Raw genomic sequence first — 22,926 nt, 5'->3', positions numbered from 1 at the left:
CCCCGGCCTGCATCCGCTCCCAAAACACCTGGAGCAGATCCGGCCTGATCAAGATCGAGTACCCACCCACAGCACCACCCCCAACGCTCAGTGTTGCAACCACCGCAAGAACCCGGGGAACCCTGTTCGAGACACACGAAGTAGACGTGCGGCTACCTGGTGACACCGCGCAAGGATCGCTGATCGGCTTGGTGGCGCAGCTACCCCTGGCGTTGACCGGCCGGTGCAACAGCGTAGGTGGGGCTAGCGATTGCGGAAGCGATCGTGGCAGTCGCGGCCTCCACAGCGCCGGCGATCGCCTCCCGGTTCCCGGACTCGGAATCGTGGATGAAAGCAGTGGCCCCGCGCCGGATGCCACAGAAGTCGATGATGCCGTGCTCGATCTGTGTGTTGAACGACTGCGCATAACCGTGCCGGGCGAAGGACTCCGCGGCGGTCCCCGAGATCGGCAGCAGGTGCATCGTCAAGCGCTGCAGCCCCGGCACGATGCAATCATCCTCGTCGGCGTCAAAGGCCCACCCGGCGATGAACACCCGGTCGATCCATCCCTTGAGCAACCCCGGCATGGACCACCAATAGACGGGAAAGACGAGTACAAGGTGCGTGGCGTCATCGATCCGCTCCTGTTCAGCGGCAACAGCGACGTCCGGTTGATCCCGGCTCAGGTAGTTGTCGCGGTCCCCAATGGTGAAGCGCGGATCGAAATCCTCCTGCCCCAGATGAGCGATGACTGCTTCCTCTGCGCCGAGGACCTCCTGCAGCCGTCCAGCGGCGTGGTGCGTCAGTGAGTCGGTATCCGGGTGCGCGGTCACGATGAGGGTTCTCATGCTTCGCATTCTCCGCTCTCAACCACCCAGTGAGCATCAGACACATCGACCCAGCCGCGCCCGGGCGCTGACCTGCTGTTGGGCGGTGTTAGCAAGCTGAAAGCGTACCCATGCCCGTTTGACCCGCCCGGTGAAGACGCCCGCAAAGGCACGACATATGCATCACGATGCCCACCGCCAACGACGGACTCAGATGGCCGTCGCCTGCGGGAGCTCCCGGATCCGCCGGTAGAGGGTGGCTCGGGCCATCCCGAGGTCCCGGGCCACCTGGGTGGCCGGCTCCCCCGCATCGATCAGCCGGACCGCGGCTCGGATCTGGGAGTCGGTGAAGGTGGGCCGTCGCCCGCCGAGGTCCTTGCCGGCGGCCCGGCGTTTGGCCACCGAGTCGGTGACCCGTTCCCGTTTGATCTCCAGCTCCATCTGGGCCAAGGCGGCCATGACGGTGAAGACCATCGAGCCCATCGGGGTGTGGGTGTCCACGTCTCCCCCACCGAGGTTGAGCACCCGCAGCCCTGCTCCCCTGCTGCGCAGTGCTTCGGCGAAGGCCAGCATGTTCTGTGTCGACCGCCCCAACCGGTCCAACGTGGTGAGGACCAGGGTGTCGCCGTCTTCGAGAGATTCCACCGCCTTGTCGAACTGCGGACGGGACACACGTGCTCCAGACACTCCATGGTCCATATAGAGGTCATCGCCCCGCACACCGGCGGCCAACAGGTCAGACACTTGACGGTCTGCGTCCTGCTGACGGGTCGACACCCGCGCATATCCGATCAGCTTTCCCACGTCAACCCCTATGTGTCTCGCAACCAATGCCCAGTACCCAATTCTAGGCATCCGGATAAAGTACATAGCTGCGAGACACGCGCGACCGTGGAAACTTGCGGTGGCAAAAAAAGATGAACGAGACGTCTCGATCCCATGGCTTGTAAGGCAGCGCACGGTCACACTACTCAGCGTGCTTCCATAGTTATCGACTGCGTGCTTACCCTTGGTGCTTTCCCCCCGGCCCTTCCGGCTCGGTGGTGCGGTTCAGCCTCAGGCCGCCCCGACTCTTGAACCATGAATAGGAATTCCGCATGATTCCCTCTGCCGCCGAGGCTCTGGCAGTCGAGCTGCGCCCGCACTCCCCCACTCACTGGGTCGCCACCTACTACCCCATGGTGGCCACTCCCGTCGGCCGCTGGGCCGACGTCACCTGGGTGCTGCACCAGCACCTGATATCTCTTCCCTCCGATCCGCTGGAGCCGGCGCGGTGGCTGGAGGTGCGCAGCCCCGATCCTGACCGCCTCTGCTACGCCGCCCATCGGGGGTGGGCTCCCGAGTTGGCCACCGGTTACGCCACAGCGCTGGCGGCCTACGCCGCCGGGGCCGTTGCCTCCACCGAGGAGCCCCTCTGGCTCCAGCAGGTCCAACAGCGCCGAGCCGGCACCATCATGATCCCCGCCGGACAACTGGCGGAATGGGTGCTCGACGATCTTCAGGACGAGACCTCACCCTTCTACGGGTGAGCCCGCACCCCCGTCAGAGCCCGTGGTGTGCTGGCGGGCGCACATTTCATCACACGATTCGCACGGCACTGTGATGTGTTCCGTGGTGACACCCCGCACTTCCCATAAATTGCCGAAACAGGAGTCTGGGGTCAGCCTGGCTGGCAGGGGACAGGAGATTTGCATCAGACCATCCTTCAGCTTCTAGCGCGCCGAGCGGCCGTACCCGGTTCCGGGGGGATCCGGGTGCAGGCCCACTGATGAGTCCGTGCAGAAGCTACGCGGGGGTGTGGCGGCAGGGGGCTACCCCACCCCCCGCCCCACTGTGCCGAGACGATCGGTGGATCACCTCTCGGCGAGGGACCTCACCCTGGCTTCAGTAATGGACAGTCCTTGCGTGGTCGAGACCGGGCCGGGCTCGGGTCAGCCCGAGGAGGCGGTCCAGCATCGTGCGGAGTTGTCCCACTGGATCGCCCCACCATGCACTTGACGGAACATCTTGAGCACGGACTGTTGGATAGCAGGGTTCCCATTAATGTCGTCGAAGACCCACTCCGAGCCGAACTGCTGCTCGATGAGGTAGACAGCCTCTTCCTGGTCCAAGGTGCCCTCGGCGCGGATCTTGTCGATCAGCCATTCCGCGACGATTTGTGCAGTGGTCATGTCCGCAGGCTACAGCTGGGAGTGGGCTGACCTCACGGCAGTGCCCCAAAACCCCAGGAGTGACTGGAGGGCTGCCATCGTCCGCGCCAGAAATCTCGCGCCGTTACCCCTGAGGCAGTGCGGTTATCACCTTCCAGGGCGTCTAATGGAACCAGGCTTACCGTGTGGCGGTTAAACAGCCAGCGGCCAGGCGGTAAGCTCTACCGCTCTCGACGCACGCTGGCCTTAGCAACACCCCGGTGCATACCTGACCGGGGGTGTTTCGTCATGCTGGGCCTCAGCGTCGAAGGCCTACCGGAGCTGAGCCGCTACCTTACGAGCCAATGGGGTCAGGTCGATTTCATCGGCCAGCGACTGCTGGTTGAGCATGACCAACCCGTACCTGCTGAGCCGGCGCGTCAGCTTGTGCACGTAAGTCGGGGTGCAGCCTGTGGCTTCCGCCCCGGCGCCACAGCGCGTCACCGCCGACGCCCCCTACTCGAGGCGCTGGTGCGGGTAGGCCCCAGGGACCTCAGACAGCCGCTGCCCCGCACGGGCCAGGAGCAACGCCGGGGTGGACTTCACCCCTTGTTGGCGCATGGCGGTGATCCGGTGGGCACCGTTGGTGATCTCTTGTGCAGAAGCCATGATGGGTTGGTGCCCAGCCAGGCTCACCACAGCCTGCCGTAGACCACCCGAACAACCCGGCGGCAGGTAATCTTCGACCACCACGCTCAGCCCCGACCGTGGCACCCCCCAGGCAGCCATCCACCTCAGAGCGCCCTGGAGCACCTCACCGGCTATCCGGGCCGCGTCCCTCCACTCCACCGCGTGATACCAGCAGCACTGCCGCACCACACGGAAGGGTCGGTACAACACCGATCCGTACATCGGCGGGCTCATGCACGGCACCCTGAACGGTCGCGTCACCGGAACTGTCCGAAGACGAAGATCCCCCCAGACCAGGGCATCCGCCTCCAAACACACATCCCCCATCTCATCCACGCCTGCCTCCTATGCCGGCCGGGAAGCAGTCACCTTCCACGGGCCTTGAGGAACGGCACGTCCGCCGCGCCCCGCACGAGCGCCAACAAGACCCACAACACCCACAACACCCGCCGGACCAGACATGCTTGAAACCAAGGTTCGCTTCCAGGGGAGGTCACGTCAACCGGATGCACGCACCCAAATATCCGCTCCGGCTCGGCGCGACGTCTCGTATGTGCAGCGACCCCACCCACCGATTCCCCGCACACCACCAGACCACTGCACACCGCCTCACAGCACTCCTCCACGGAGGGCAACCCTGGCCACCGCGAACCACCTGGCTCCAGGTCAAGTGGCCGTCGCAAGCATTTCGTCACCAAAGCGCCTCAGAACCCTTGGCATGAGAGACGCTATGAAGCTGAATGCCTACGTCACGGGGCGTGGCAGGAAGGGCTGCCACCTGTTGCGGCGGTGAGCCAGCCGAGGTTCAGTGGGCTTTACCCTCAGTGGCTACAAGTCGGGAGGGTGCTCCTTCGGGCGCAGATCACGACTTCGTCAGGCTCCTCTCGCTGCTCCAAGCCCAGGGCGCCGGCGCGTCACGAAGGCTTCGGCACTGCGATCCAACGGTCAATGGCTCCGGCCGAGGACTTCCTGTAGCAGCACGGTCCCGGCGGTCGGGTTCGGAGCAGGTCGCCGGACGGGTTGGGGCCGGGGCGGGCCTGTACCCTGGCTGACATGGCGGTTCAAAGGTCGCCGGCGGTGTTCACCACCGGCGATGCGACGGCGGGCCTGGCCGTGTTCCAGGAAGCCTTCGGGTTGCGGGCGACCCCGGCAGATGCGGGCGGGCCGTTCTACTTGTCGTTGTCCGCGATCGGCGAGGGGTCCGTGCGGTACGGACGGCTGCGCCTGGGCGGTTCGGCGGTCCTTGAGGCCCAGCACGACCCCCGCGTGGTACGGGTCGGGCAAATACTCAACGGCACCGGAGGCACCACCGGCATCCGGAGCCAGTTCCCACGACAGGGCCCGTTCCTGTTCACCCCGGACCTGCCGCCCGGTCACTGGCAGGATCTGGACCTGCTCACCGTCGGCCTGGATGCCACCACCGTGGAGGACCACGCCCGCCAGCTACTGGGCGCGGAGGCCTTCCACCTGAGATTCACCGGCACCCGTCCGGTCTCAGCCGTCATGGCCCGGTACTGGCTCAATGCGGTGACCCATCTGCACCGCGGCCTACTGCCCAACGACCAGGTGATGAGCAATCCCTTGTTGCGCGCCGAGGCGGTCCGATCCCTGACCACCGCCCTACTGCTCACCTTCCCCAGCACCTTCCTCACCCCACCGGCCACGGACCGCCCTGCACCACCCGTGGGGCCCGTCCGGCGAGCCGTGGCGTTCATCGACGCTCATCTGGACCAGGAGCTGGCGGTGACCCAGATCGCCGCCGCTTCCCGGTTGAGCCTCCGGGGTCTGCAAGTAGCCTTCCGCCGTGAGCTGGACACCACCCCGATGGCCTACCTGCGCGCTGCCCGCTTGGAAGCCGCCCACCGGGACCTGGTCGCCGGTGACCCCACGACCGGGGCGACCGTATCGGCCATCGCTGACCGGTGGCGGTTCCCCCATCGAGGACGCTTCGCCGCCGCCTATCGCCAGCGTTATGGACAGGACCCTGCCACCACCCTGCGCAGCTGACCGGTTCCCGGCACGACCATCGGTGCCACCGGCCACTCGGTTCTGGGCCGGGCGGGCGGCAGTGGATAACCTGGAGACCATGACGTCCGCTTCGAGGAGCCGACCCTGCCGCTGGGAGACTGCGGAAACCCCGCACCGGCTCCTCCGCAGCAGGAGGGAGGGTCCGTGAGCCGACCAGCGCCGATCCACCTGCACTTTTCCACCACCGATCCCGAGGTGGGCAACGAGGCGCTGCAACAGGTCTACGCCCGGGCCCGCATGGGCCGTGTGACCGACCCGGCCACGTTCCGCTACAGCCAGGACGTCCAAGGGGACGCGGACCTGGCCCTGGGCCAGATGCACTTCCACGGCACCGTCGCCGGGCACCTGATCCAGGAGCAGGCCTTTTCCGTGATCGCCCCGATCGGGGGATCCGTCCGCTGGGAGATCGACGACCGCAGGGGCACGGGCCACCGCCTGTTCCTGCTCCAGCCCGGGCAGCACTACTACGGGGAGTCCGAGCACCTGAGCGTGGACTCGGCCAACCTCGGCCTGCCCGCACTGGAGGAGATCGCCCGCACCCTCTACGGCGACGAGCACCTGAGGATCGGCTTCACCGCACCGCGCCCGGTCTCCCCGGCCATGGCCGCCCACTGGAAGACCACCTACCAGTTCGTCCACGAGTCCCTCACCGACCCCGCTACCGCCGAGATCCCCCTACTGCGGGCTGACCTGCTGCGCCGAATGGCGGTCACCACCCTGGAGGCCTTCCCCCTGGCCGGGGACCCCGTGGCGCGCCGGGTCTCCGTGGCGGCCCGGCAGGCGGCCTACACGCAGGCGGTGGAGTTCATCCACGCCACCTTGTCGCTGCCCATCACCCTCGAGGACGTCGCCCGCCACGCCGGGGTGTCCACCATCGAGCTCACCCGGGCTTTCCGCACCCACGCCGACACCACCCCGGGTGCCTACCTGCGTGGGCTGCACCTGGCCGCCGCCCACGCCGAGCTGCGGGCCGCCGACCCGGGTTCGGGGGCCACAGTGAGCGCGATCGCCGCCCGCTGGGGCTTCGCCCACCTCGGCAACTTCGCCCGCCACCACCGCCAGGCCTACGGCGTCAATCCCGCTCACACCCTGCGCCACTAGGCTCGTCTCCCCATAGGCCTTTCAGCCAGCAGCCAGGCCACACCATCCCCACCAACAACCATGATCGAGTCTCATAACCAAAGCGACTCATAACCCATGACTTGAGCGACGCGACGATTCGACTAGCCGCACCCAGTTCAAAGCAAGTACTTGCCAACTTAGCAAGTACTTGCTTTGATGGCGACATCGTCGAATCGTCCCCAGGAGGACCCCTTGAGCCATCACCTCACCCCCGAACAAGCCCGCGAGCAGCTGGCCACCATCCAGGCGCGCACCCTAGACACCTCCCGTGACCGTACGGTGCACGCTGGCGCAACGGCGGTGTTCGGGGTGGCCTCGGCCCTGTACATGGCCGCGCAGAACATCTCGGCTGACTGGGTCAGCCACTCCCTGCGCACCGCGGTGTTCGCGGCCGCCTGGTTGGTGACGATGTGGTGGATCGAGCGGGTAGCCCGCACCGTGCCGCGCCGGGCCAAAGCCTGGTCGCGGGGCGGGATCGTGGCCTCCTTCGTGCTGACCCTGACCGTGGTGCTGCCGTGGCTGAACCTCTCCGCCCAGACCTCCCCCAACACCTGGCCCATGGTCGCCGCCGGGGCGACCATCGCCGCCGTTCCCGCCCTGCTCGCCGCGGCCGTGATCCGCTGGGGGTCCAAGTGAGCACCGCCGAAGGTCAACACGCCCGGCACCGGTTGGACGAGCTCATCCACGCCCCGGTGCGCCTGAGCATCGTCGCCGCCCTAGCCCAGGTCGACGAGGCCGAGTTCGCCCGCGTGCGGGACACCGTGGAGGTCTCCGACTCGGTGCTCTCCAAACAAGCCACCCAGCTCGAGGCCGCCGGCTACGTGAGGATCCGCAAGGGCTACGTCGGCAAACGCCCCCGCACCTGGTTGTCCCTCACCCCAACCGGGCGCACCGCCTACACCGGCCACCTGGATGCCCTGCGCGCCATCGCCGAGGGCCTGTAGGAGTCCCCCCAACCCCCTTTCGGGACAGCACGGGCAAGAACGGCCACCCTGCTCGCCCTCGCCGGAAAGACTCGATCAAACCCTGTCTGACGAGACGCCTTATATCCCTTGCCATGCGACACGCTGCTTCTGTTACCGACCTCCTGTCGGCCACGCGCCCGGTGTCGCCGACCGACAGTGCGGCGATGTCCGCCTTCCTCTCCTGCCGCTCCGGGACACGTTGAGATTTTTCTGGACAAGACGTCGTCATGTCTGCCCCAGCACCTTCCACAGCCCGGGTGCTGGGGCAGACAATCCCACCATGACGACCCTCACGCCCTGCCTATGGTTCGACACCGAAGCCCAGGAAGCAGCCGACTTCTACCTCACGGTGTTCCCCAACTCCCGGATCACCGAGACCACCGAGACCACCTACTACGGTGAGGCCGGGCCGCGACCGGCAGACATGGTGCTGACGGTGGAGTTTGAGCTCGACGGCCATCCGTTCACCGCGCTCAACGGTGGACCCGAGTTCAGCTTCACCATGGCCGTATCGTTCCAAATCGACTGCACCGATCAAGCGGAAGTGGACCGGTACTGGGATGCCCTCACCGCCGACGGCGGGCAGGAGAGCATGTGCGGGTGGCTCGAAGACAAGTACGGGCTGTCCTGGCAGGTGGTGCCCCGCAGGCTCCTCGAGCTGCTTGCCGACCCGGACCCGGGCAGGGCGCAGCGGGTGCTGGCCGCGATGACGCCGATGCGCAAAATCGTCATCACCGAGCTGGAAGCCGCCGCCGACGCCGCGTGAGCCATGGCCAGCACGGTCCTGCTTGAGCTGCTTCGGCTGAAAGCGCCCGATCCGGCGGCGGTACTGCTGGACCGGCTGGGTGTGGATCGGGCGACAGTTCACCGCCGCCTCGAGGAGCTGTGATGACCCGCTCCCCTGCTGACCTCAAGGCGACCTTGTCGAGGCCACAAACGCTGAATCGGATCCTGATGAGGTGCGGGGCAGTGGCAGGACCGGTGTTCATCACCACCTTCCTGGCCACCGGCGCCGTCCGGGATGACTACGACCCGATGCGTCACCCGGTGAGCTCCCTGGCCCTGGGCCCGGCCGGATGGGTGCAGCAGGCCAATTTCTGCCTCAACGGCATCCTGTACCTTGCCTTCGCCGCCGGCCTGGTCCGCACCCAGGACCGCCACTGCCCACCTCTGCCCGGGATCCTGCTGGTCGCCGCCGCCGGGGCCGGGCAGATCGGCGCCGGGATCTTCACCACCGACCCCGTCAGCGGCTACCCGCCGGGCACCGCCCCCGTCCTGGCCGGATACAGCGGCACCGAAGCCCTGATCCATGATCTCGCCGCGGTCCCCGTCTTCGTGGGCATCCCCGCGGCGGCCCTGATCTGGGCGCGCGCCTTTGCCCGCCACCGGTGCCGCCGCTGGGCGCGGTACTCCGGCGCCACCGCCGTGATCATGCTCGCCGGCTTCGCCTTGACCAGTGCCGCCTTTGCTCAGGCGCCAGCACTTGCCCCAGTCGGGGGACTCCTCCAGCGGCTGACGGTCGGCACAGGAATGACCTGGCTGAGCGCACTAGCCATGAGGTACCAGATCGCCACCAGCACCTCCACCGGCTCATGACGCACGCTCTCCAGCACTTTACGAATGTCTCGTAACCGATGTGTCTCAAATCGCTTGACTTGAGAGGCGTTTTTCTCATGGAGATCCAGGGGGCATCATCCCGGGGACTGCCCGATTATGGTGGGGCGCGTGAGTGACCTGAGGGACGTCCAGCACGCCTACGACACCATGGCCCAGATCTATCACGAGCACCTGCCTGACCTGCGGGCGGAGCAGCCGGTGGACCGGGCGTTGATCACCGCCTTCGCTGAGCACGTTCGCGTCTTCGATTCACCAGCCGTGCTCGACGCTGGATGCGGCACGGGGCGCCTGATCTCCACCTTGCAAGCCGGTGGGCTGACGGTGACAGGAATCGATCTGTCACCGGGGATGCTCGACATCGCCCGCTCGATGCATCCCGAGGTCCCGTTCCACGTAGCTGACCTGGCGCATCTGCCGTTCGATTCCGCAACGTTCGCCGGCGTCATGGCCTGGTACTCGCTCATCCATGTCCCTCCGCACGAGCTCACCGACTCGCTGGCCGAGATCACGCGCGTGCTCAGGCCCGGCGGGTACTTCCTCACCGGTTTCCAGGCCGGTGCCGGCAACCGGATCCTGCATCACGCCTCCGGTGGCGACGGTGGCTACGAAGCGTATTTATGGACTGTGGACGAGATGACCCTGGCACTGGCCCAGGTGGGGCTGGATCCCATCGCCTGGTGCACCCGAGCAGCTCAGCCTGACTCCTACGACGGAGGTCACGACCAGGGCTTCGTGCTCGCCCGAAAGGCTCTCCCCACCTCGCCCGGCGAGCAGGGATGACCCGCGGCGAGCCCAAGCCCTTTCCCTCCGGTTCTGAAGCGGCGCGTCGATCACCTCCCGGCACCCCGAAGGACGCCTGGTCCACAAGAACGCTTCATCAGTACTGATCCACCCCGCCTCTGGCCATGTCGCCACGCCCGTTTCCCAGAGCTCAGGCCGGTAAGCCAACTTTCTCTCGACGAGACGTCTCGTATCCCTAACCTTCCAAGACAGAACGTGGCGGACACGCGGCCATGGTCTATCACTTTGGATCAGTCCAGCAGGGCGTCGATGACCGTCGCCCCCATCTGCTGTGCACGGACGCTTCGAGATTCTTCTACTCAAGGTGTCGTCATGTCTGTCCGTAGACCTTCCACGTGCTGGGCATGGGGCGGACAATCCCACCATGACGACCCTCACGCCCTGCCTGTGGTTCGAACCGAAGCCCAGGGAGCAGCCGACTTCTACCTCATGGTGTTCCCCAACTCCCGGACCACCGACACCACCTACTACGGTGAGGCTAGGCCGCGGGCGGCGGGCATGGTGCTGACCGTGGAGTTCGAACTCGACGGCCATGCGTTCACCGCTCTCAACGGCGGACCCGAGTTCCACTTCAGCGAAGCCGTGTCGTTCCAGATCGACTGCACCGATCAGGCGGAAGTGGACCGGTACTGGGAGGCCCTCACCGTCGACGGCGGGCAGGAAAGCATGTGCGGGTGGCTCAAGGACAAGTACGGGCTGTCCTGGCAGGTGGTGCCCCGCAGGCTCGTCGAACTGCTTGCCGATCCCGACTCGGGCCGGGCGCAGTGTGCGATGGCCGCGATGATGCCGATGCGCAAGATCGTCATCGCCGACCTGGAAGCCGCTGCCGACGCCTCGTGAGCCGTGGCCGGCACGGCCGGTATCCGCCGACCGCTCACCGGCGGGCGCGACCCATCCGCAACCGGGCCCGAGAGGCCACTTCGATTCCTTGCACCGCAGTAGCAGAAGACCATGAACGGTCGAAAACCAAAATACGAGATCGCTTTCCATAATTTTAACCAAGATGTACTGAAAAACTCTACCCATGAGAATGCCATGTATCAAAACTATTGGAGGCTGGTCACGTGTCTGCGTCAACAATTTTGAAGGGAATTAATCTGTCCGGGTTCAGTGACCGAGGATCTCACTACCATCCCGCGCCCCACGATCAAATGAACTTCTACCATGAGAAGGGAATGAACTTCTTCCGGATACCGATCTGGTGGGACCGTTTGCAACCGGCACCGAACGCTCCATTTAATCCCACCGTATGGAGCCAGGTGAAGGATGTCATCGACTATGGGCTCGGCCTGGGCTGCACGGTCATGATCAACAACCACTGCATGGGCGGTCGCCGAGTCGATGGACAAGACCACAAGCTCGGCGACCCGCAGTTGCCATACGGGTACCTCACCGACTTCTGGACGCGCATAGCGGCGGTCTACAAGAACGAGGAAAAGGTGTGGTTCGACCTGATCAATGAACCGCACGACCTGCCGCTCAATGGACACGTGACGTCCACGAACGCACTCGTGTGCATCTACAACCAGGCGATTGCCGCGATCCGCGCCGAAGGGGCAACGAATCTCATCGTTCTCGAAGGCAACGGCTGGAGCAACGCCAAGGCATTCAACCAGAACCCGTTCTACAATCCCGACGGAGGGCCTCCTACCAGTGGAGAGGCCTTCCATGCGGGAATTTTCGACACAGCAGAGAACTGGGGCGTCTCCTGTCACAACTATCCCGATGAAGAGCACGGCCAAGGCGGCCATGCCCAGGACGCGACAATTCTTCGGACGCAGTTCCAAAACGTCATGGACTGGGCTGCCGCGAACAACAGAAAGGTCATCTGTGGAGAGTGTTCGGTCACCGCTGATGATCCCAACGGGCCAGCAGTGACGACTGACTATCTCAGTTGGTTGGACGCGAACCAGGACAAGGTACTCGCCTGGTCCTGGTGGGACGGCCGGGAAAAAGGATGGCAGGGTGGGAAACTCACAATCTTCAGTGACGCAGTCCCCGAAGATCCTCGCTGGGCATGGCTCCAGCCCTACCTCACCTGAATGACAGGCGCCCAACCGAGAGCCACAGGGTCGATACGGGAGTCACGCCGAGGAAATCGTGACCTTCACCCTCGATGGCAAGGACTACGAGATCGACCTCTCCATCGACAACACCGAGAAGCTGCGCGAGGCGCTGCGCCCCTACGCGGCCGCCGGCCGCAAGACCACCCGCGGGAGTGGCGCCCGCAGCGCCGGCAACCGTGCTGCCAAGGGGAATCCGGACACCGCGAAGATCCGGGCCTGGGCGAAGGAGAACGGGCACGAGGTCTCTGACCGCGGCCGCATCCACCAGCACATCCGCGACGCCTACTACGCAGCCCAGAACTACTAACATCCCGCAGGAGGAAGACCAGTCACTTGGTCCTCCCCCTGTTCTGCTTGCTGACCCCGGAGATGGCCCGTCGCACCGGGTAGTGATGGATCGGATCAGGGCGCGGAGGTGCCGGAGGCAGCCTCATCCGTCGTGGTTTCGGCTGCTTGGTCGAGCAGGTCGCACAGGTCGAAAACGTACTCGGTGGAGTTCTCGAGGATCTGCACCGAGGTCACCGGCGGCATTTCTTCTCCGTGCTCAGGAGCGGCGGCAAAGGTCACCGTCTCGGTCAGGCGCCCGGACAGATACACGAATGCCTCGGGCAACCCCGCCTCGGCAAAGGCCGCGGCCTCGACCTCATCGAAGGCCACCACCAACCACGTGCCGGGCCAGTCGTAGGTCACGCTCCTGCCATCGGCGGAGTAGGTTTCGAACCCTGAATCGGTCAGGGCCAACTCCTCAAGCCTGGCCCCATCAGAGGCCCGGGTGATGTCGACCGTGACCACACCGCGGTACTCCACCACGGTGTCCCCCTCGGCGGTGACCAGTGCACGGTATTGGGTGGTGTCGATGTCCCCGATCGAACGCGTCACCTCGGAGCCACACGCCGGGAAGGTCCAAGGGTCCGAAAACGAGGCGGGAAGAGCACGGAACGCCCCATGGGTGCTGGCCGGGGGCCACGGCTGCTCCACCGGTGGCTCGACCGGTGGCTCCGCCGGGGACGCGGAGGCGGCAACCGGGGGGAGCAGAGCAAAGCAGACCACAGAGGTGGCAGCGAGGAACCGGTGAGGAGTAGGCATGACAGAACCTTTCCTGCTGGGCGCCGAGGGCCTGCACAGGCACCCGCAACGGAAGCGCGCTACGACCCAGCGGCGATAACTGAACTGAAGCTCAAGAACCGCCCCATCCTCGGACGGTCTTGCGGGAGCAGTCCCGGCCACACATCGGACCGCGATCGGTTACTTCGACACGGAACCACCACGGTCATCGGCCGGTCCCGTACGGCCAGTCTCCCTTCAGGGCCGTAAAAGGACGCCCGCGGTGAAGGCTGTGAAGGTCGGATCGTTATGGCCCACCCCCTCCGAGGCGTCACACGGCGTCGAACGCAGCTCTCACAGCAGCCCCAGCCGCTGGCCACACCAAAGTATCTGCCCCACACCGCCCCATTTCGACAGCAGAGGACCAGGGCGACGACCTCCGTGGTGCCCCGCAGACCAAGAACCGGTACCGGAAAGTGGCAACGGCCGGAAGGGCTCGAGTCTCACAACCCAAGTGCCTCGCAACCTTTGGGTTATAAGGCGGATCAGGGGTGCGACACCGCAATTGCGATTTGCCGCAGTCGGCTGCAGGCAGGTGCTTGGGGTGATCTGGCGCCCACGGGAGTGCACCTGTCGTGGCGGCACAGAAGGTATGAAGGGATGGAACGCCATTTGTGCCTGGGGCTGGGCGCCTGCACCGATCCCCGACTCTTTCACCGCTGCGCTGCCAGCACTGGCTCGACGATATCGCCCCCCCCTCAAGGCGGCTTGACGCAAAGAGGAGCATCCGGTGCTGCGATAGTCCCGTTTACGACAACAGGAGGCGGCACTTGGCGAAGGCTTGGACCCTTTTTGGCTAGTGCGTCCGGGCTTTCGCCGTGTCTGGGGATCTCAGGCGGTGGGGAGCGTGATGGTGGGCCGGTTGAGCTCGATGACGCCGCCGGAGGTGCCGGCGCCCAGGCTGATGAAGCGCCCCTCCAGGGTGAGTCGCTGGGTGGGTCCGCCGGAGTTGAGGTTGGCCGTGATGCTGCCGCGGGCGAGGAAGGTGCCGCGGGAGGTGGTGTTGGTTGCCAGCGTGACGTTCCCGGTCATGACCCAGTAGACGTTGGCGGCCTTGGCTGCGCCGGTCAGGAGGATCTGGCTGTTCAGCGCGGCGGTGAGGGAGGTGGCGCGGAAGATGAACAGCGCCGCCGGGTTGCCTCGGGCGTCCAGGGTGAGCGTCGTGGGGATGTGGAAGGCCCCGGTGGTGCTGGTGTAGACCCCGGGGGTGATCACCCCGGACAGCGTCGCGGCGCGGCTCGCGGTGACGGCACGGGAGTTCAGGGCGCCCTCCAGGGTGCGGGCGTCGGTCATCGCGGCGGCGGCGGCCGGGGTGCCGGGCTCTACCTGGCCAGTGACGTTGGGGCGTGCACCGGTGTTCTGGAACGCGACGATGTTCGTGCCCGGGGAGGTGCCCACGCTGGCGTTCACCGTGGTCTCGTGACCGCCGGGGGTCTGGTTGATGGCTGCGGCGGCGGCCAGCAGGCCGTAGGGCCCGGCGCGGCCCAGGGTCAGCGGCACCGGTGCGGCCGCGACGGCCCAGGAAGCTCGGGTGCTGGTGCGGGCTGTGAAGGCGGCGGTGCTGGGTGGGGCCGGGAGGTTGACCATGCCGGCCAGGACGGCGGCGCCGGCCACGGCCAGAGCGCCCCGGCGGGCGAGCACGGGGATCTTCTCGGTGTCCTGGAGGGCCGCGGGGTCGTATCCCGGCGCGTTGTCCGGATCGTCGTCCGGGTCGTCGGTGCGGGTCTGGGGGACGAGGACGGTCAGGGTCGCCAGCAGCGCGGCGATGGTGGCGGCGGCCCACAGGCCCAGCCGCAGGTGCTGGCCGGTTCCTAGCCACAGGGCGGGCAGTCCGATGAACGGCACCAGCAGGCGGGCCTGGCCGGTGATCTGTTCCCGGGTCAGCGGGGTGGAGTCCACGTCCGCGTTGGCGTCCCCGGCGGTGGTGTAGGTGCCGTCCTCGTTGTCGGTCACCACACGGTGCAGAATGAGCCGCTCAACGCCGTCGGACTGGGCCTGGGCGGGGCTGGTGAACTGCACCACGTGCCCCAGCGGCACCGGCTGCCCTCCGGGCAGGGTCGACAGCGTGATGACGTCACCAGCGGTGATGTGCGGCTCCATGGAGCCGGTGAGGATGACGGTGGAGTGCCAGCCGAACGCGACGGGGAGCACGGCGATGACGGCCAGGGTCGCCATGAGCACCAGGTAGACCTGGGCTGCGGTTCCGGTGAGAAGCCGGAACCAGCCCCACAGCGCGCCCATCACCGGGGTGGGTGACGGTGCGGCGGTGGGGCTGGTGTCGAAGGGCTCTCGGTTGCTCACTGGGGAGTGGATCAGGGGGTCGGGGCGTCGCTCTGCAGCTCCCAGACCAGGTCGATGCTCACACGGGATCCCTGCAGGGCATCGATCTGCGACTGGGTCATGCCGGAGGTGTCGAAGGTCCAGGTGCCGCGATAGGTCGAGGACTCCCCGACCCGGCCCTCGGTGTCCCAGACGGCTCCACCGGTGGCGTAGTCACGGTTGACCTGGGCCAGGGTGGACAACGGCTGGGCCGGCAGCGCGCCAGGGACCGGGGTGAACCCCTCGCAGCTGTTGAAGGACCCGCCGGTGCCGCGTTCGACCTGCAATCGGATGCGGTCCTCCAGCCCCGTGGCGGAACCGGAGAGGTTCTGCACATAGGCCCGCACCTCCCCGGCAACGGTGGAGTTGGACGTGACCTCGATGCACTTGCTCCCGGTCTGACCCGGAACGAGGCTCTCCACGGTGAAGCCGGCACGCCCGGCGTCGTCGTCGGTCAAAGCGACCTGGCCGGTGGCCCAGGAGTTGCCCGCATTGCGGGTGGTGGCAGTGAAGGCCGCGGTGGAGCCCTGCCACACCAACACCCCGGCCACGAGGACGGCGACGGGGGCGGCGGAAAGACCGGCGATCTTGCGGGCGCGGGGAGAGGGAGTGCGCATGGGGGGTCCTGTTCTGCGACGGAGCCCAGAACAGGACTGTGATCCTGTGCCGCCGCTGAGTATCGGGTGTGGGGGGTGGGGCCGTCTCCGGAGTGGGGGCTCCGCGCGACTGCGCTCACCATATGACCTGGACCAACCCCCATCAAGAACACACCAGGCTGAACACGACCTGACATGGCACCTGCGCTCAAACCCCCAAGTGGGCACGCACACCACCCATTCGTAGTAAAAGTCATGAAAACGTCACACCACCACGCCCCCTCCCCCGAGATCCCAAAATCGAATCGGCACTCCCACCACGAGCCATCAACAGCCGAGACCCCCACCTCAGCCCATGAGGATCAAAATCTCGCAACCTATATGCCTCACAACCCTCGCCTTCCAAGACAGACCATGGCGGACACGCGGCCATGGTCTACCACTTTGGATCAGTCCAGCAGTGCGTCGATGGCCGTCCTCCTCAGCTGCTGCGCACGAACGCTTCGAAGTTCTTCTGCTCGAGGCGTCGTCATGTCTGCCCCAGCACCTCCTACTGGCCGAGTGCTGGGGCGGACAATCCCACCACGACGACTGTCTGCTCCCCGTGGTCGGACCCGGCCCGGGCCAACAGGGTGCCATCGCGCATTGCGCGGTCGAATCCCCCGGGGATCGGGGCCTCGATGACCCGGCCGCGCGCACCGGTGGCTGCAGCCCACCGCCGGCTCAGATGCGCCATGCGCTCCACCCGGGGCCCGACCAGATCGGGCACCCGGGCTGCGGGGCCGGCCTCAGTGAGCTCCACCAGCCGGACCGCGACCTCCCGGGCTGCGACCGGCTGTGACTGCATGACCGGCATCCGGGCGATCGGGCCCAGGCGTATCCGCTGGTGGATCTGCCCAGCGAACTCGTGGAGTTGAGTGGCGCGCAGGATGCTCCACGGCGCCTCACCGGCCTGCACGAGGCGTCCTTGTTCGGCCTTGCCTGCGTAGTAGCCGTACGGGACCTCGTCGATGCCCACGATCGACAGTGCTAGGTGGTGGCCCACTCCGGCTGCTCGTTCGGCGGCGAGTGGGACGGCAGGCGCCCCTGCTCGTCTACGGCCCCGCCCTCTGGGAGTACTGGCACACCGGCTGGGCAGTCGCCCAGCGCAGAACCTCCCCGGCGCGGTACCGGCCAGGCTCCCGGCCGCGCCGGGTCAGGCGATGCTGGTGCCGAAGAGCAGACCCAGGGCGTACGTGGCCCCGGCGGCCCCGAAGCCGATGGCCAGCTGGCGCATCGCCATCCGCGCCGGGGAGCTGCCGGAGAGCAGGGCCACGACGGTGCCCGTGGACAGCAGCGCCAGACCGACGATGACCGCCGCGACGATCACCGCGGGGGTGCCCTCCAGCCCGAAGAGGTAGGGCAGGATCGGCAGGACCGCCCCGGAGGCGAAGAAGCAGAAGCTCGAGGCCGCGGCACCCAGGCCCGTGCCCACGGCCTCGTGCTCGTCGGTCCCAACCTCGGGCACGGGCCCGGTGTGCTCGGCGTCCTCGAGATGGGCCCCGCCCAGCACCCGGGCGGCCTTGGCCTCGGCGGCCTCGGGGGCCAGGCCGCGGGCACGGTAGAACAGGGACAGTTCGTTGGCCTCGGCATCGAGCATCGGCACCTTGTGGCGGGCCTCGGCGTTGGGGGTGGAGGCCTCCAGCAGTTCCCGCTGGGACCGGACCGAGACGTACTCCCCGGCACCCATGGACAGGGCCCCGGCCAGCAGCCCGGAGACGCCGGTCAGCAGCACGACCGCGCTGCCCACTCCGCTGGCGCTGATGCCCATCACCAGCGCCAGGTTGGACACCAGCCCGTCGTTGGCCCCGAACACCGCGGCCCGGAAGCTGCCGGCCATCCGGTTGCGTCCGCGGGTGGCCAGGGCCCGGACGACCTCCTCGTGGATCTGCTCGTCCGCGACCATCGCGTCGGTGGCGTGGTCGTCGGCCTCGTAGGGAGAGCGGGCCTCGGCGCGCTGCATCAGGGCCAGGACGAACACGGAGCCGAAGTGGCGGGCCATGAAGCCCAGGAACCGCGATCGGAGGGAGCCGCGGCGGGGATGGCCCACGTGGTGGCCCAGCAGGGTCGCCCAGTGCTGCTCGTGGCGGGCCTCGGCCTCGGCCAGACCGAGCAGGATCGCGCGCTCCTCCCCGGTGCGGCGGGCGGCGAGGTCGCGGTAGACGGCGGCTTCGGCGCGCTCATCGGCCAGGTAGCGGCGCCACCGGCGGATCTCGGCCGGGGTGGGCTGATGCACCGGGGAGGCGGTGGTGTCAGGATCTGTTGACGGAGTCATGGTCGTCCTCAAGGCAGGACCCCGGCCGCGGCAGTCGCACCTGGTGGTGGACGGATCTCGGCCAGAGTGGTGTCCGGCCGAAGGTCTCGCTCGCCCGGACCCAGCGGTCCGGGTGGCGCGCCGGGTCTCCCGTGGGGGGGGACCAGCATGTCGACGCGCCGCAACACCCGCCCCAAGGGAGGTGTGTGGGAACTACTCCCCTTCGACGCATCCCAGGCTACCGGCCACACCCACGGAGCCGACTTCGGTGGACCGAAACCACCCCGTAGGACCCGAGACAGCACACCAGCCGAGCAACGGCATCGGGCCCCCGCGCGCAACAAAGAACCACACCAGGTCGGCGCAGCGAATTGCCGACCAACCACTCCGAGAGCCTCAGCCGCACGCCGGAGAGTGAGCATGAGACGTCTCGCATTCCTACGGTTGGAAGATGGTGGGGGCCAGGTCGTCCACATCCTCTGATCGAGCTGCCCAGGCCAGGTGCCGGCCGAGTCGACCTCGACGAACTCAGCACAGACCCTGTTGGATGGAAGTCATGGCCTCTTCCTTGCTCTCACGGACCGAGCAGTTTCATCGTCGCGCGGAGCGGGTGCCGGGCTTAAGAAGAGTGCGTCGTCCGGCCACGTCGACTTCCCCGGATTTCGATCTGGCCTATCTCCGACCGCACCCCCGTCCTGGGGCGGTCCCGGTCGTGGTGGTCCCCGGTGGGCCCGGGCTGGCCTCGGCGTTGGTGTACGAACCGTTCCGCCGCAGGGCCGTTGCCGAGGGCCTGGACGTGATCATGATCGAACACCGTGGCGTCGGCCTCTCCCGTCACAACCGCACCGGCGATGACCTGCCGCCTGCCGCCATCACCGTCACCGCTGCGGTCGATGACATCGCCGCGGTCCTCGAGGCTGAGGACCTCGATACGGCGGTGCTCCTCGGGTCCTCCTACGGCACCTATCTCGCCCAGGGGTTCGGCCTGCGGCACCCCGGACGGGTTGCAGGCATGGTGCTGGACTCCACCGTGCTCACCGCCTGGGACCATGTGGCCGTCCGGGAGCATGCACGCCGGCTGCTGTGGCACGGCGAGGAGCCCAGCACCGCCGGGCTCGCCCGCAAGCTGCGCATTCTCGTCGAACGCGAGGGCCACCCGGTCGCAGCCCTGGGATCGGCCGTGCGCATCCTCTATGAGTTCACCTCCGATCGCCTGCTCGAGCGCTACCTCGATCACCTGGTCGTGGGCCGGGCACCCGGCACGCACAAGCTCTTGGCGACCCTGGGATCGAAGGAGCTCACCGAGGACGCACCCTTCGCCATGGAGATGTCGCTGGCCGGGCGCATCGCCTTCCGAGAGTTGAACTTCGCCCCGGCACCCGACGGGATGATCTTCGACCCGGCCCTGGACATGGCCCCAGCCGCCGGTCGGTTCCCGGCCTTCGAAGGCGAGCCGTTCGACCTGCCGGCGGCCCTGCCCCGCTTCGACTGGCCGGTCGCGGTGCTTTCCGGGGACCGGGACCTGCGCACCCCACGACCCGTGGCAACACGCACCGCCGAGCTGCTGCCCGACGCCGTGCTCGTCCCGGTCCCAGGACTGGGCCACAGTGCCTTGGACACCCACCCAGGACTGCTGCGCGCGGTCACCACTGCAGTGCGTGACGCCCGCCATCGTGAGCTGCCCGCCCGCGTCGCCGAACTGTCCCGGCTCCCCCGCGAAGGCGGTTCCTCCGTGTGGATACCGAGGATCGTGCGGGCAAGCCTGGCCACCGACCGGTTGCGCACCGCCGCCCACGGACGTCCCCTCCCCCGGTCCTGACCCCGCAGGAGTCGCGCTGGGCCAGCTGGAGAGGAATGAGAGCGTCTCGGCCGAGATCGTCACCCGATCAGCCTGGTGGAAACGAACACCTCAACGAGTAGGCCCTACCAGTTGGCGACCGACAGGGCCTGCCCATGCATCACCCGCCTGCCGGGCTGTTCCATGCAACTTTCGAGATTGTCCGGACGAGACGTCTCGCATCCCTTCGTTTGTGGAGCACACGGACCCTGCCGAAACAACCAGGACTTTATGTCACCCAGAAGAAGGATCGCCTGCGTCTCGGTGGTGCCGCTCGCCGTGGCTTCCTGGCCTCTGCGTCACGCGCTTCGTGGACGAGGTCGGAGCACTGCCGGCGGGTCTCGGTGCGCATCCGCACGGAACGGCGTTGCACCGCCGCAGCACGGGACCGGTAGGGTGTCTCAGCGAACACGCCCGCCCACCGAGCCCGACAGGGGCTGAGCCTTGGACAACCCCCTCCTGCGCCCCAGCGAGCTGCCCTACGAGCTGCCGGACTTCCGCGGCATCCGGGAGGAGCACTTCCTGCCCGCCTTCGAGGCGGCGATGGTCCAGGACCTGGAGAGCGTGCGGGCGGTCCTGGCCGACCCCGCGCCCCCCACGTTCGCGAACACCGTCGAGGCCCTCGAGCGCGGAGGACTGGCCCTGGACCGGGTCGAGTCGGTCTTCTTCACCCTCACCGCCGCGCACAACACCGCCGGCGTCCAGCGGATCTACCAGGAGCTCGCGCCCCGGCTGTCAGCGCACAAGGCGGACTTCACGCTCAACAAGGAGCTCTACGCGCGGGTGCGGCGGGTGGACCGCACGGGCCTGGAGCCCTGGCAGCTGCGGGCGCTGGACGAGTACGTCTCCTGGTTCCGGGACTCCGGGGCGGAGCTGGGCCTGGACGACCAGCAGCGGCTGCGGGAGATCAACGACGAGCTCTCCGAGCTGAGCATCCGGTACGGCAACGACCTGATCCGGGAGGTCAACGCCTCCGCCGTCGTGGTCGACGACCCCGCGGCGCTGGACGGGCTCGGGCCCACGGACGTCGAGGCGGCCGCCTCCGCGGCCGCCGAGAACGGCCGGCGGGGCTGCTACCTGCTCACGCCCGCGCTGTTCACCGTCCAGCCGGCGCTGTCGGTGCTCACGGACCGCGCGCTGCGCCGGCGGATCCACCTGGCGGCCGTCCAGCGGGGCACCGGCGAGGGCCCGCAGAGCCGCACGGACCTGCGGCCCCTGGCCGCGCGGATCGCCCGGCTGCGCGCGGAGCAGGCGGGACTGCTCGGCTACCGCAGCCACGGCGACCACGTCATGGCGGGGAGCACGGCCCCCTCCCCCGGGGCGGTGCACGAGATGCTCGAGCGGATCACCGGGCCGGCGGTGCGCAACGCGCTCCGGGAGCGGGCCGAGCTCGAGCGGCTCGCGGGCCACCCGATCGAGGCGTGGGACTGGCCGTTCTGGGCCGAGCGGCTGCGCCGTGAGCGCTACTCCGTGGACGCCTCCGCGCTGCGGGAGTACTTCGAGCTGGAGTCGGTGCTGGAGCACGGGATCTTCCGCACCGCCCGGGAGCTCTACGGACTGGTCTTCACGGAGCGCCCCGACCTGCACGGCTACCTGCCGCAGGTGCGGGTGTGGGAGGTCACCGACGAGCAGGGGCGCGGGGTGGGCCTGTTCCTGGGCGACTGGTTCACCCGGCCCACCAAGCAGGGCGGCGCCTGGATGGGATCGCTCGTGCACCAGAACCGGCTGACCGGGCAGAGGCCCGTCGTCGTCAACAACGCGAACTTCACGCGGCCGCCCGCGGGCCGGCCCAAGCTGCTGAGCCTGGACGAGGTGGTCACGGTCTTCCACGAGTTCGGCCACGCCCTGCACGGGCTGCTCTCCGACGTGCACCTGCCCTCGTTCTCCGGCACGAAGGTGCCGAGAGACTTCGTGGAGTACCCCTCGCAGGTCCACGAGATGTGGGTGCTGCACCCGGACGTGGCCCCGCACTACGCCCGCCACCACCGCACCGGCGAGCCGGTCCCCGAGGCGACCCTGGCGGCCCTGCGGGAGGCCGCCGCGCACGGGCAGGGCTTCCGGACCGTGGAGTACCTCGCCTCGACCTGGCTCGACCTCGCGTGGCACGGGATCGAGGACCCGTCCGGGCTGCCCGACCCGCACACCGTGGAGCAGGACGCGCTGGCCCGGGCGGGGGTCGACGTGCGGGGCATCGCCCCGCGCTACCGGACCGGGTACTTCAAGCACATCTTCGCCGGCGGCTACTCCGCCGGCTACTACGCCTACATCTGGTCGGAGATCCTCGACGCGGACACCGCCCGGTGGTTCACCGCCCACGGCGGGCTGACCCGGGAGAACGGCCGCCGCTTCGCCGCGGAGGTGCTCTCCCGCGGCAACGAGACCGCGGCCCTGGAGACGGTGGAGGCGCTGCTGGGCCGCCGCCCGCAGTTCAACGCCCTGCTCGAGCGGCGCGGGCTGCTGCCCCGGGAGGAGTTCGTGCACCGGCGGCGGGGCGCCCCGGCCCCGGAGGCCGGCGTCCGGGCCTCCGGGGCGGGAGCCGACCGCCGCTGAGCC

General features: G+C 67.8%; 21 protein-coding genes and 1 pseudogene. 13 read left to right on the top strand and 9 right to left on the bottom strand.

The window, feature by feature from the left end:
- Positions 1-200: 200 nt before the first annotated feature.
- Positions 201-827, bottom strand: coding sequence for an NAD(P)H-dependent oxidoreductase (locus RE027_RS16290; RefSeq protein WP_368809330.1), 627 nt, complete (start codon positions 825-827; stop codon positions 201-203).
- 189 nt (positions 828-1,016) lie between these two features.
- On the bottom strand, positions 1,017-1,610 hold the full coding sequence (locus RE027_RS16285) for a recombinase family protein (protein ID WP_368809329.1): 594 nt from the start codon (positions 1,608-1,610) through the stop codon (positions 1,017-1,019).
- A gap of 293 nt (positions 1,611-1,903) precedes the next feature.
- Here RE027_RS16285 and RE027_RS16280 point away from each other — a divergent pair, with 293 nt between their 5' ends.
- Positions 1,904-2,335: a hypothetical protein gene (locus tag RE027_RS16280; RefSeq protein ID WP_368809328.1), complete on the top strand. Its 432-nt coding sequence runs from the start codon at positions 1,904-1,906 to the stop codon at positions 2,333-2,335.
- Between the two features lie 402 nt (positions 2,336-2,737).
- Here RE027_RS16280 and RE027_RS16275 read toward each other — a convergent pair whose 3' ends face one another.
- Together RE027_RS16275 and RE027_RS16270 are read right to left on the bottom strand one after the other, a co-directional pair.
- Positions 2,738-2,977 carry a DUF6953 family protein gene (locus RE027_RS16275; RefSeq protein WP_368809327.1) on the bottom strand — a complete coding sequence of 80 codons (240 nt, stop codon included), beginning with the start codon at positions 2,975-2,977 and terminating at the stop codon, positions 2,738-2,740.
- Positions 2,978-3,451: 474 nt separating this feature from the next.
- A complete protein-coding gene (locus RE027_RS16270) occupies positions 3,452-3,604 on the bottom strand; it encodes a thioredoxin domain-containing protein (protein ID WP_368809326.1) in 153 nt (50 codons plus the stop codon).
- Between the two features lie 1,074 nt (positions 3,605-4,678).
- Here RE027_RS16270 and RE027_RS16265 point away from each other — a divergent pair.
- The 10 genes and pseudogenes from RE027_RS16265 to RE027_RS16220 form a co-directional block, all read left to right on the top strand.
- Positions 4,679-5,632, top strand: a complete 954-nt coding sequence (locus RE027_RS16265) for a helix-turn-helix transcriptional regulator (protein WP_368809325.1) — start codon at positions 4,679-4,681, stop codon at positions 5,630-5,632.
- A gap of 165 nt (positions 5,633-5,797) precedes the next feature.
- The gene (locus RE027_RS16260; RefSeq protein WP_368809324.1) at positions 5,798-6,754 is read left to right on the top strand and encodes a helix-turn-helix transcriptional regulator; all 957 of its coding nucleotides are present in this window, start codon (positions 5,798-5,800) and stop codon (positions 6,752-6,754) included.
- A 213-nt stretch (positions 6,755-6,967) separates the two neighbouring features.
- Entirely contained in the window at positions 6,968-7,411 is a 444-nt protein-coding gene (locus RE027_RS16255) for a hypothetical protein (protein WP_368809323.1), read from the top strand.
- Complete coding sequence (locus RE027_RS16250) at positions 7,408-7,719, top strand: winged helix-turn-helix domain-containing protein (protein WP_368809322.1); 312 nt, start codon at positions 7,408-7,410, stop codon at positions 7,717-7,719. Before RE027_RS16255 ends, RE027_RS16250 begins: the two co-directional genes overlap by 4 nt.
- A 301-nt stretch (positions 7,720-8,020) precedes the next feature.
- Positions 8,021-8,506 (top strand): VOC family protein, encoded by a 486-nt coding sequence (locus tag RE027_RS16245; protein WP_368809321.1) that lies wholly within the window; start codon positions 8,021-8,023, stop codon positions 8,504-8,506.
- Between the two features lie 203 nt (positions 8,507-8,709).
- Positions 8,710-9,336: a DUF998 domain-containing protein gene (locus RE027_RS16240; protein ID WP_368809320.1), complete on the top strand. Its 627-nt coding sequence runs from the start codon at positions 8,710-8,712 to the stop codon at positions 9,334-9,336.
- 129 nt (positions 9,337-9,465) lie between these two features.
- Complete coding sequence (locus tag RE027_RS16235) at positions 9,466-10,137, top strand: class I SAM-dependent methyltransferase (RefSeq protein ID WP_368809319.1); 672 nt, start codon at positions 9,466-9,468, stop codon at positions 10,135-10,137.
- A gap of 450 nt (positions 10,138-10,587) precedes the next feature.
- Positions 10,588-10,998, top strand: coding sequence for a VOC family protein (locus tag RE027_RS16230; protein WP_368809318.1), 411 nt, complete (start codon positions 10,588-10,590; stop codon positions 10,996-10,998).
- A gap of 224 nt (positions 10,999-11,222) precedes the next feature.
- A complete protein-coding gene (locus tag RE027_RS16225) occupies positions 11,223-12,200 on the top strand; it encodes a glycoside hydrolase family 5 protein (protein ID WP_368809317.1) in 978 nt (325 codons plus the stop codon).
- 37 nt (positions 12,201-12,237) lie between these two features.
- A pseudogene (locus RE027_RS16220) lies at positions 12,238-12,531 on the top strand (histone-like nucleoid-structuring protein Lsr2); the annotation flags it as partial.
- 95 nt (positions 12,532-12,626) lie between these two features.
- On the opposite strand, the gene RE027_RS16215 reads toward RE027_RS16220, so the two are convergent.
- From RE027_RS16215 to RE027_RS16195, 5 genes are all read right to left on the bottom strand, one after another.
- Positions 12,627-13,103: a hypothetical protein gene (locus tag RE027_RS16215; protein WP_368809316.1), complete on the bottom strand. Its 477-nt coding sequence runs from the start codon at positions 13,101-13,103 to the stop codon at positions 12,627-12,629.
- 1,056 nt (positions 13,104-14,159) lie between these two features.
- The gene (locus tag RE027_RS16210) at positions 14,160-15,629 is read right to left on the bottom strand and encodes a signal peptidase I (RefSeq protein ID WP_368809315.1); all 1,470 of its coding nucleotides are present in this window, start codon (positions 15,627-15,629) and stop codon (positions 14,160-14,162) included.
- Between the two features lie 11 nt (positions 15,630-15,640).
- Positions 15,641-16,264: a hypothetical protein gene (locus tag RE027_RS16205; protein ID WP_368809314.1), complete on the bottom strand. Its 624-nt coding sequence runs from the start codon at positions 16,262-16,264 to the stop codon at positions 15,641-15,643.
- Between the two features lie 529 nt (positions 16,265-16,793).
- Positions 16,794-17,261: an SDR family oxidoreductase gene (locus RE027_RS16200; protein WP_368809313.1), complete on the bottom strand. Its 468-nt coding sequence runs from the start codon at positions 17,259-17,261 to the stop codon at positions 16,794-16,796.
- A gap of 177 nt (positions 17,262-17,438) precedes the next feature.
- Positions 17,439-18,557 carry a VIT1/CCC1 transporter family protein gene (locus RE027_RS16195; protein WP_368809312.1) on the bottom strand — a complete coding sequence of 373 codons (1,119 nt, stop codon included), beginning with the start codon at positions 18,555-18,557 and terminating at the stop codon, positions 17,439-17,441.
- A 430-nt stretch (positions 18,558-18,987) separates the two neighbouring features.
- Here RE027_RS16195 and RE027_RS16190 point away from each other — a divergent pair, with 430 nt between their 5' ends.
- Together RE027_RS16190 and RE027_RS16185 are read left to right on the top strand one after the other, a co-directional pair.
- On the top strand, positions 18,988-20,355 hold the full coding sequence (locus RE027_RS16190) for an alpha/beta hydrolase (protein WP_368809311.1): 1,368 nt from the start codon (positions 18,988-18,990) through the stop codon (positions 20,353-20,355).
- 462 nt (positions 20,356-20,817) lie between these two features.
- Complete coding sequence (locus RE027_RS16185) at positions 20,818-22,923, top strand: M3 family metallopeptidase (RefSeq protein ID WP_368809310.1); 2,106 nt, start codon at positions 20,818-20,820, stop codon at positions 22,921-22,923.
- The last annotated feature ends 3 nt before the right edge of the window (positions 22,924-22,926 follow it).

Origin of the sequence: Kocuria sabuli (assembly GCF_040981185.1) — a bacterium.
Lineage (GTDB): Bacteria > Actinomycetota > Actinomycetes > Actinomycetales > Micrococcaceae > Kocuria > Kocuria sabuli.
Note: the sequence above shows the minus strand (reverse complement) of the source record. Positions and strands in the feature narration are given on the sequence as shown.

What these genes read in the sequence shown, in the direction of transcription:
- RE027_RS16290 (WP_368809330.1), bottom strand. Translation starts at nt 827, where the DNA reads ATGAGAACCCTCATCGTGACCGCGCACCCGGATACCGACTCACTGACG.
- RE027_RS16280 (WP_368809328.1), top strand. Translation starts at nt 1,904, where the DNA reads ATGATTCCCTCTGCCGCCGAGGCTCTGGCAGTCGAGCTGCGCCCGCAC.
- RE027_RS16275 (WP_368809327.1), bottom strand. Translation starts at nt 2,977, where the DNA reads ATGACCACTGCACAAATCGTCGCGGAATGGCTGATCGACAAGATCCGC.
- RE027_RS16270 (WP_368809326.1), bottom strand. Translation starts at nt 3,604, where the DNA reads ATGGCTTCTGCACAAGAGATCACCAACGGTGCCCACCGGATCACCGCC.
- RE027_RS16265 (WP_368809325.1), top strand. Translation starts at nt 4,679, where the DNA reads ATGGCGGTTCAAAGGTCGCCGGCGGTGTTCACCACCGGCGATGCGACG.
- RE027_RS16245 (WP_368809321.1), top strand. Translation starts at nt 8,021, where the DNA reads ATGACGACCCTCACGCCCTGCCTATGGTTCGACACCGAAGCCCAGGAA.
- RE027_RS16230 (WP_368809318.1), top strand. Translation starts at nt 10,588, where the DNA reads ATGGTGTTCCCCAACTCCCGGACCACCGACACCACCTACTACGGTGAG.
- RE027_RS16205 (WP_368809314.1), bottom strand. Translation starts at nt 16,264, where the DNA reads ATGCGCACTCCCTCTCCCCGCGCCCGCAAGATCGCCGGTCTTTCCGCC.
- RE027_RS16195 (WP_368809312.1), bottom strand. Translation starts at nt 18,557, where the DNA reads ATGACTCCGTCAACAGATCCTGACACCACCGCCTCCCCGGTGCATCAG.
- RE027_RS16190 (WP_368809311.1), top strand. Translation starts at nt 18,988, where the DNA reads ATGGTGGGGGCCAGGTCGTCCACATCCTCTGATCGAGCTGCCCAGGCC.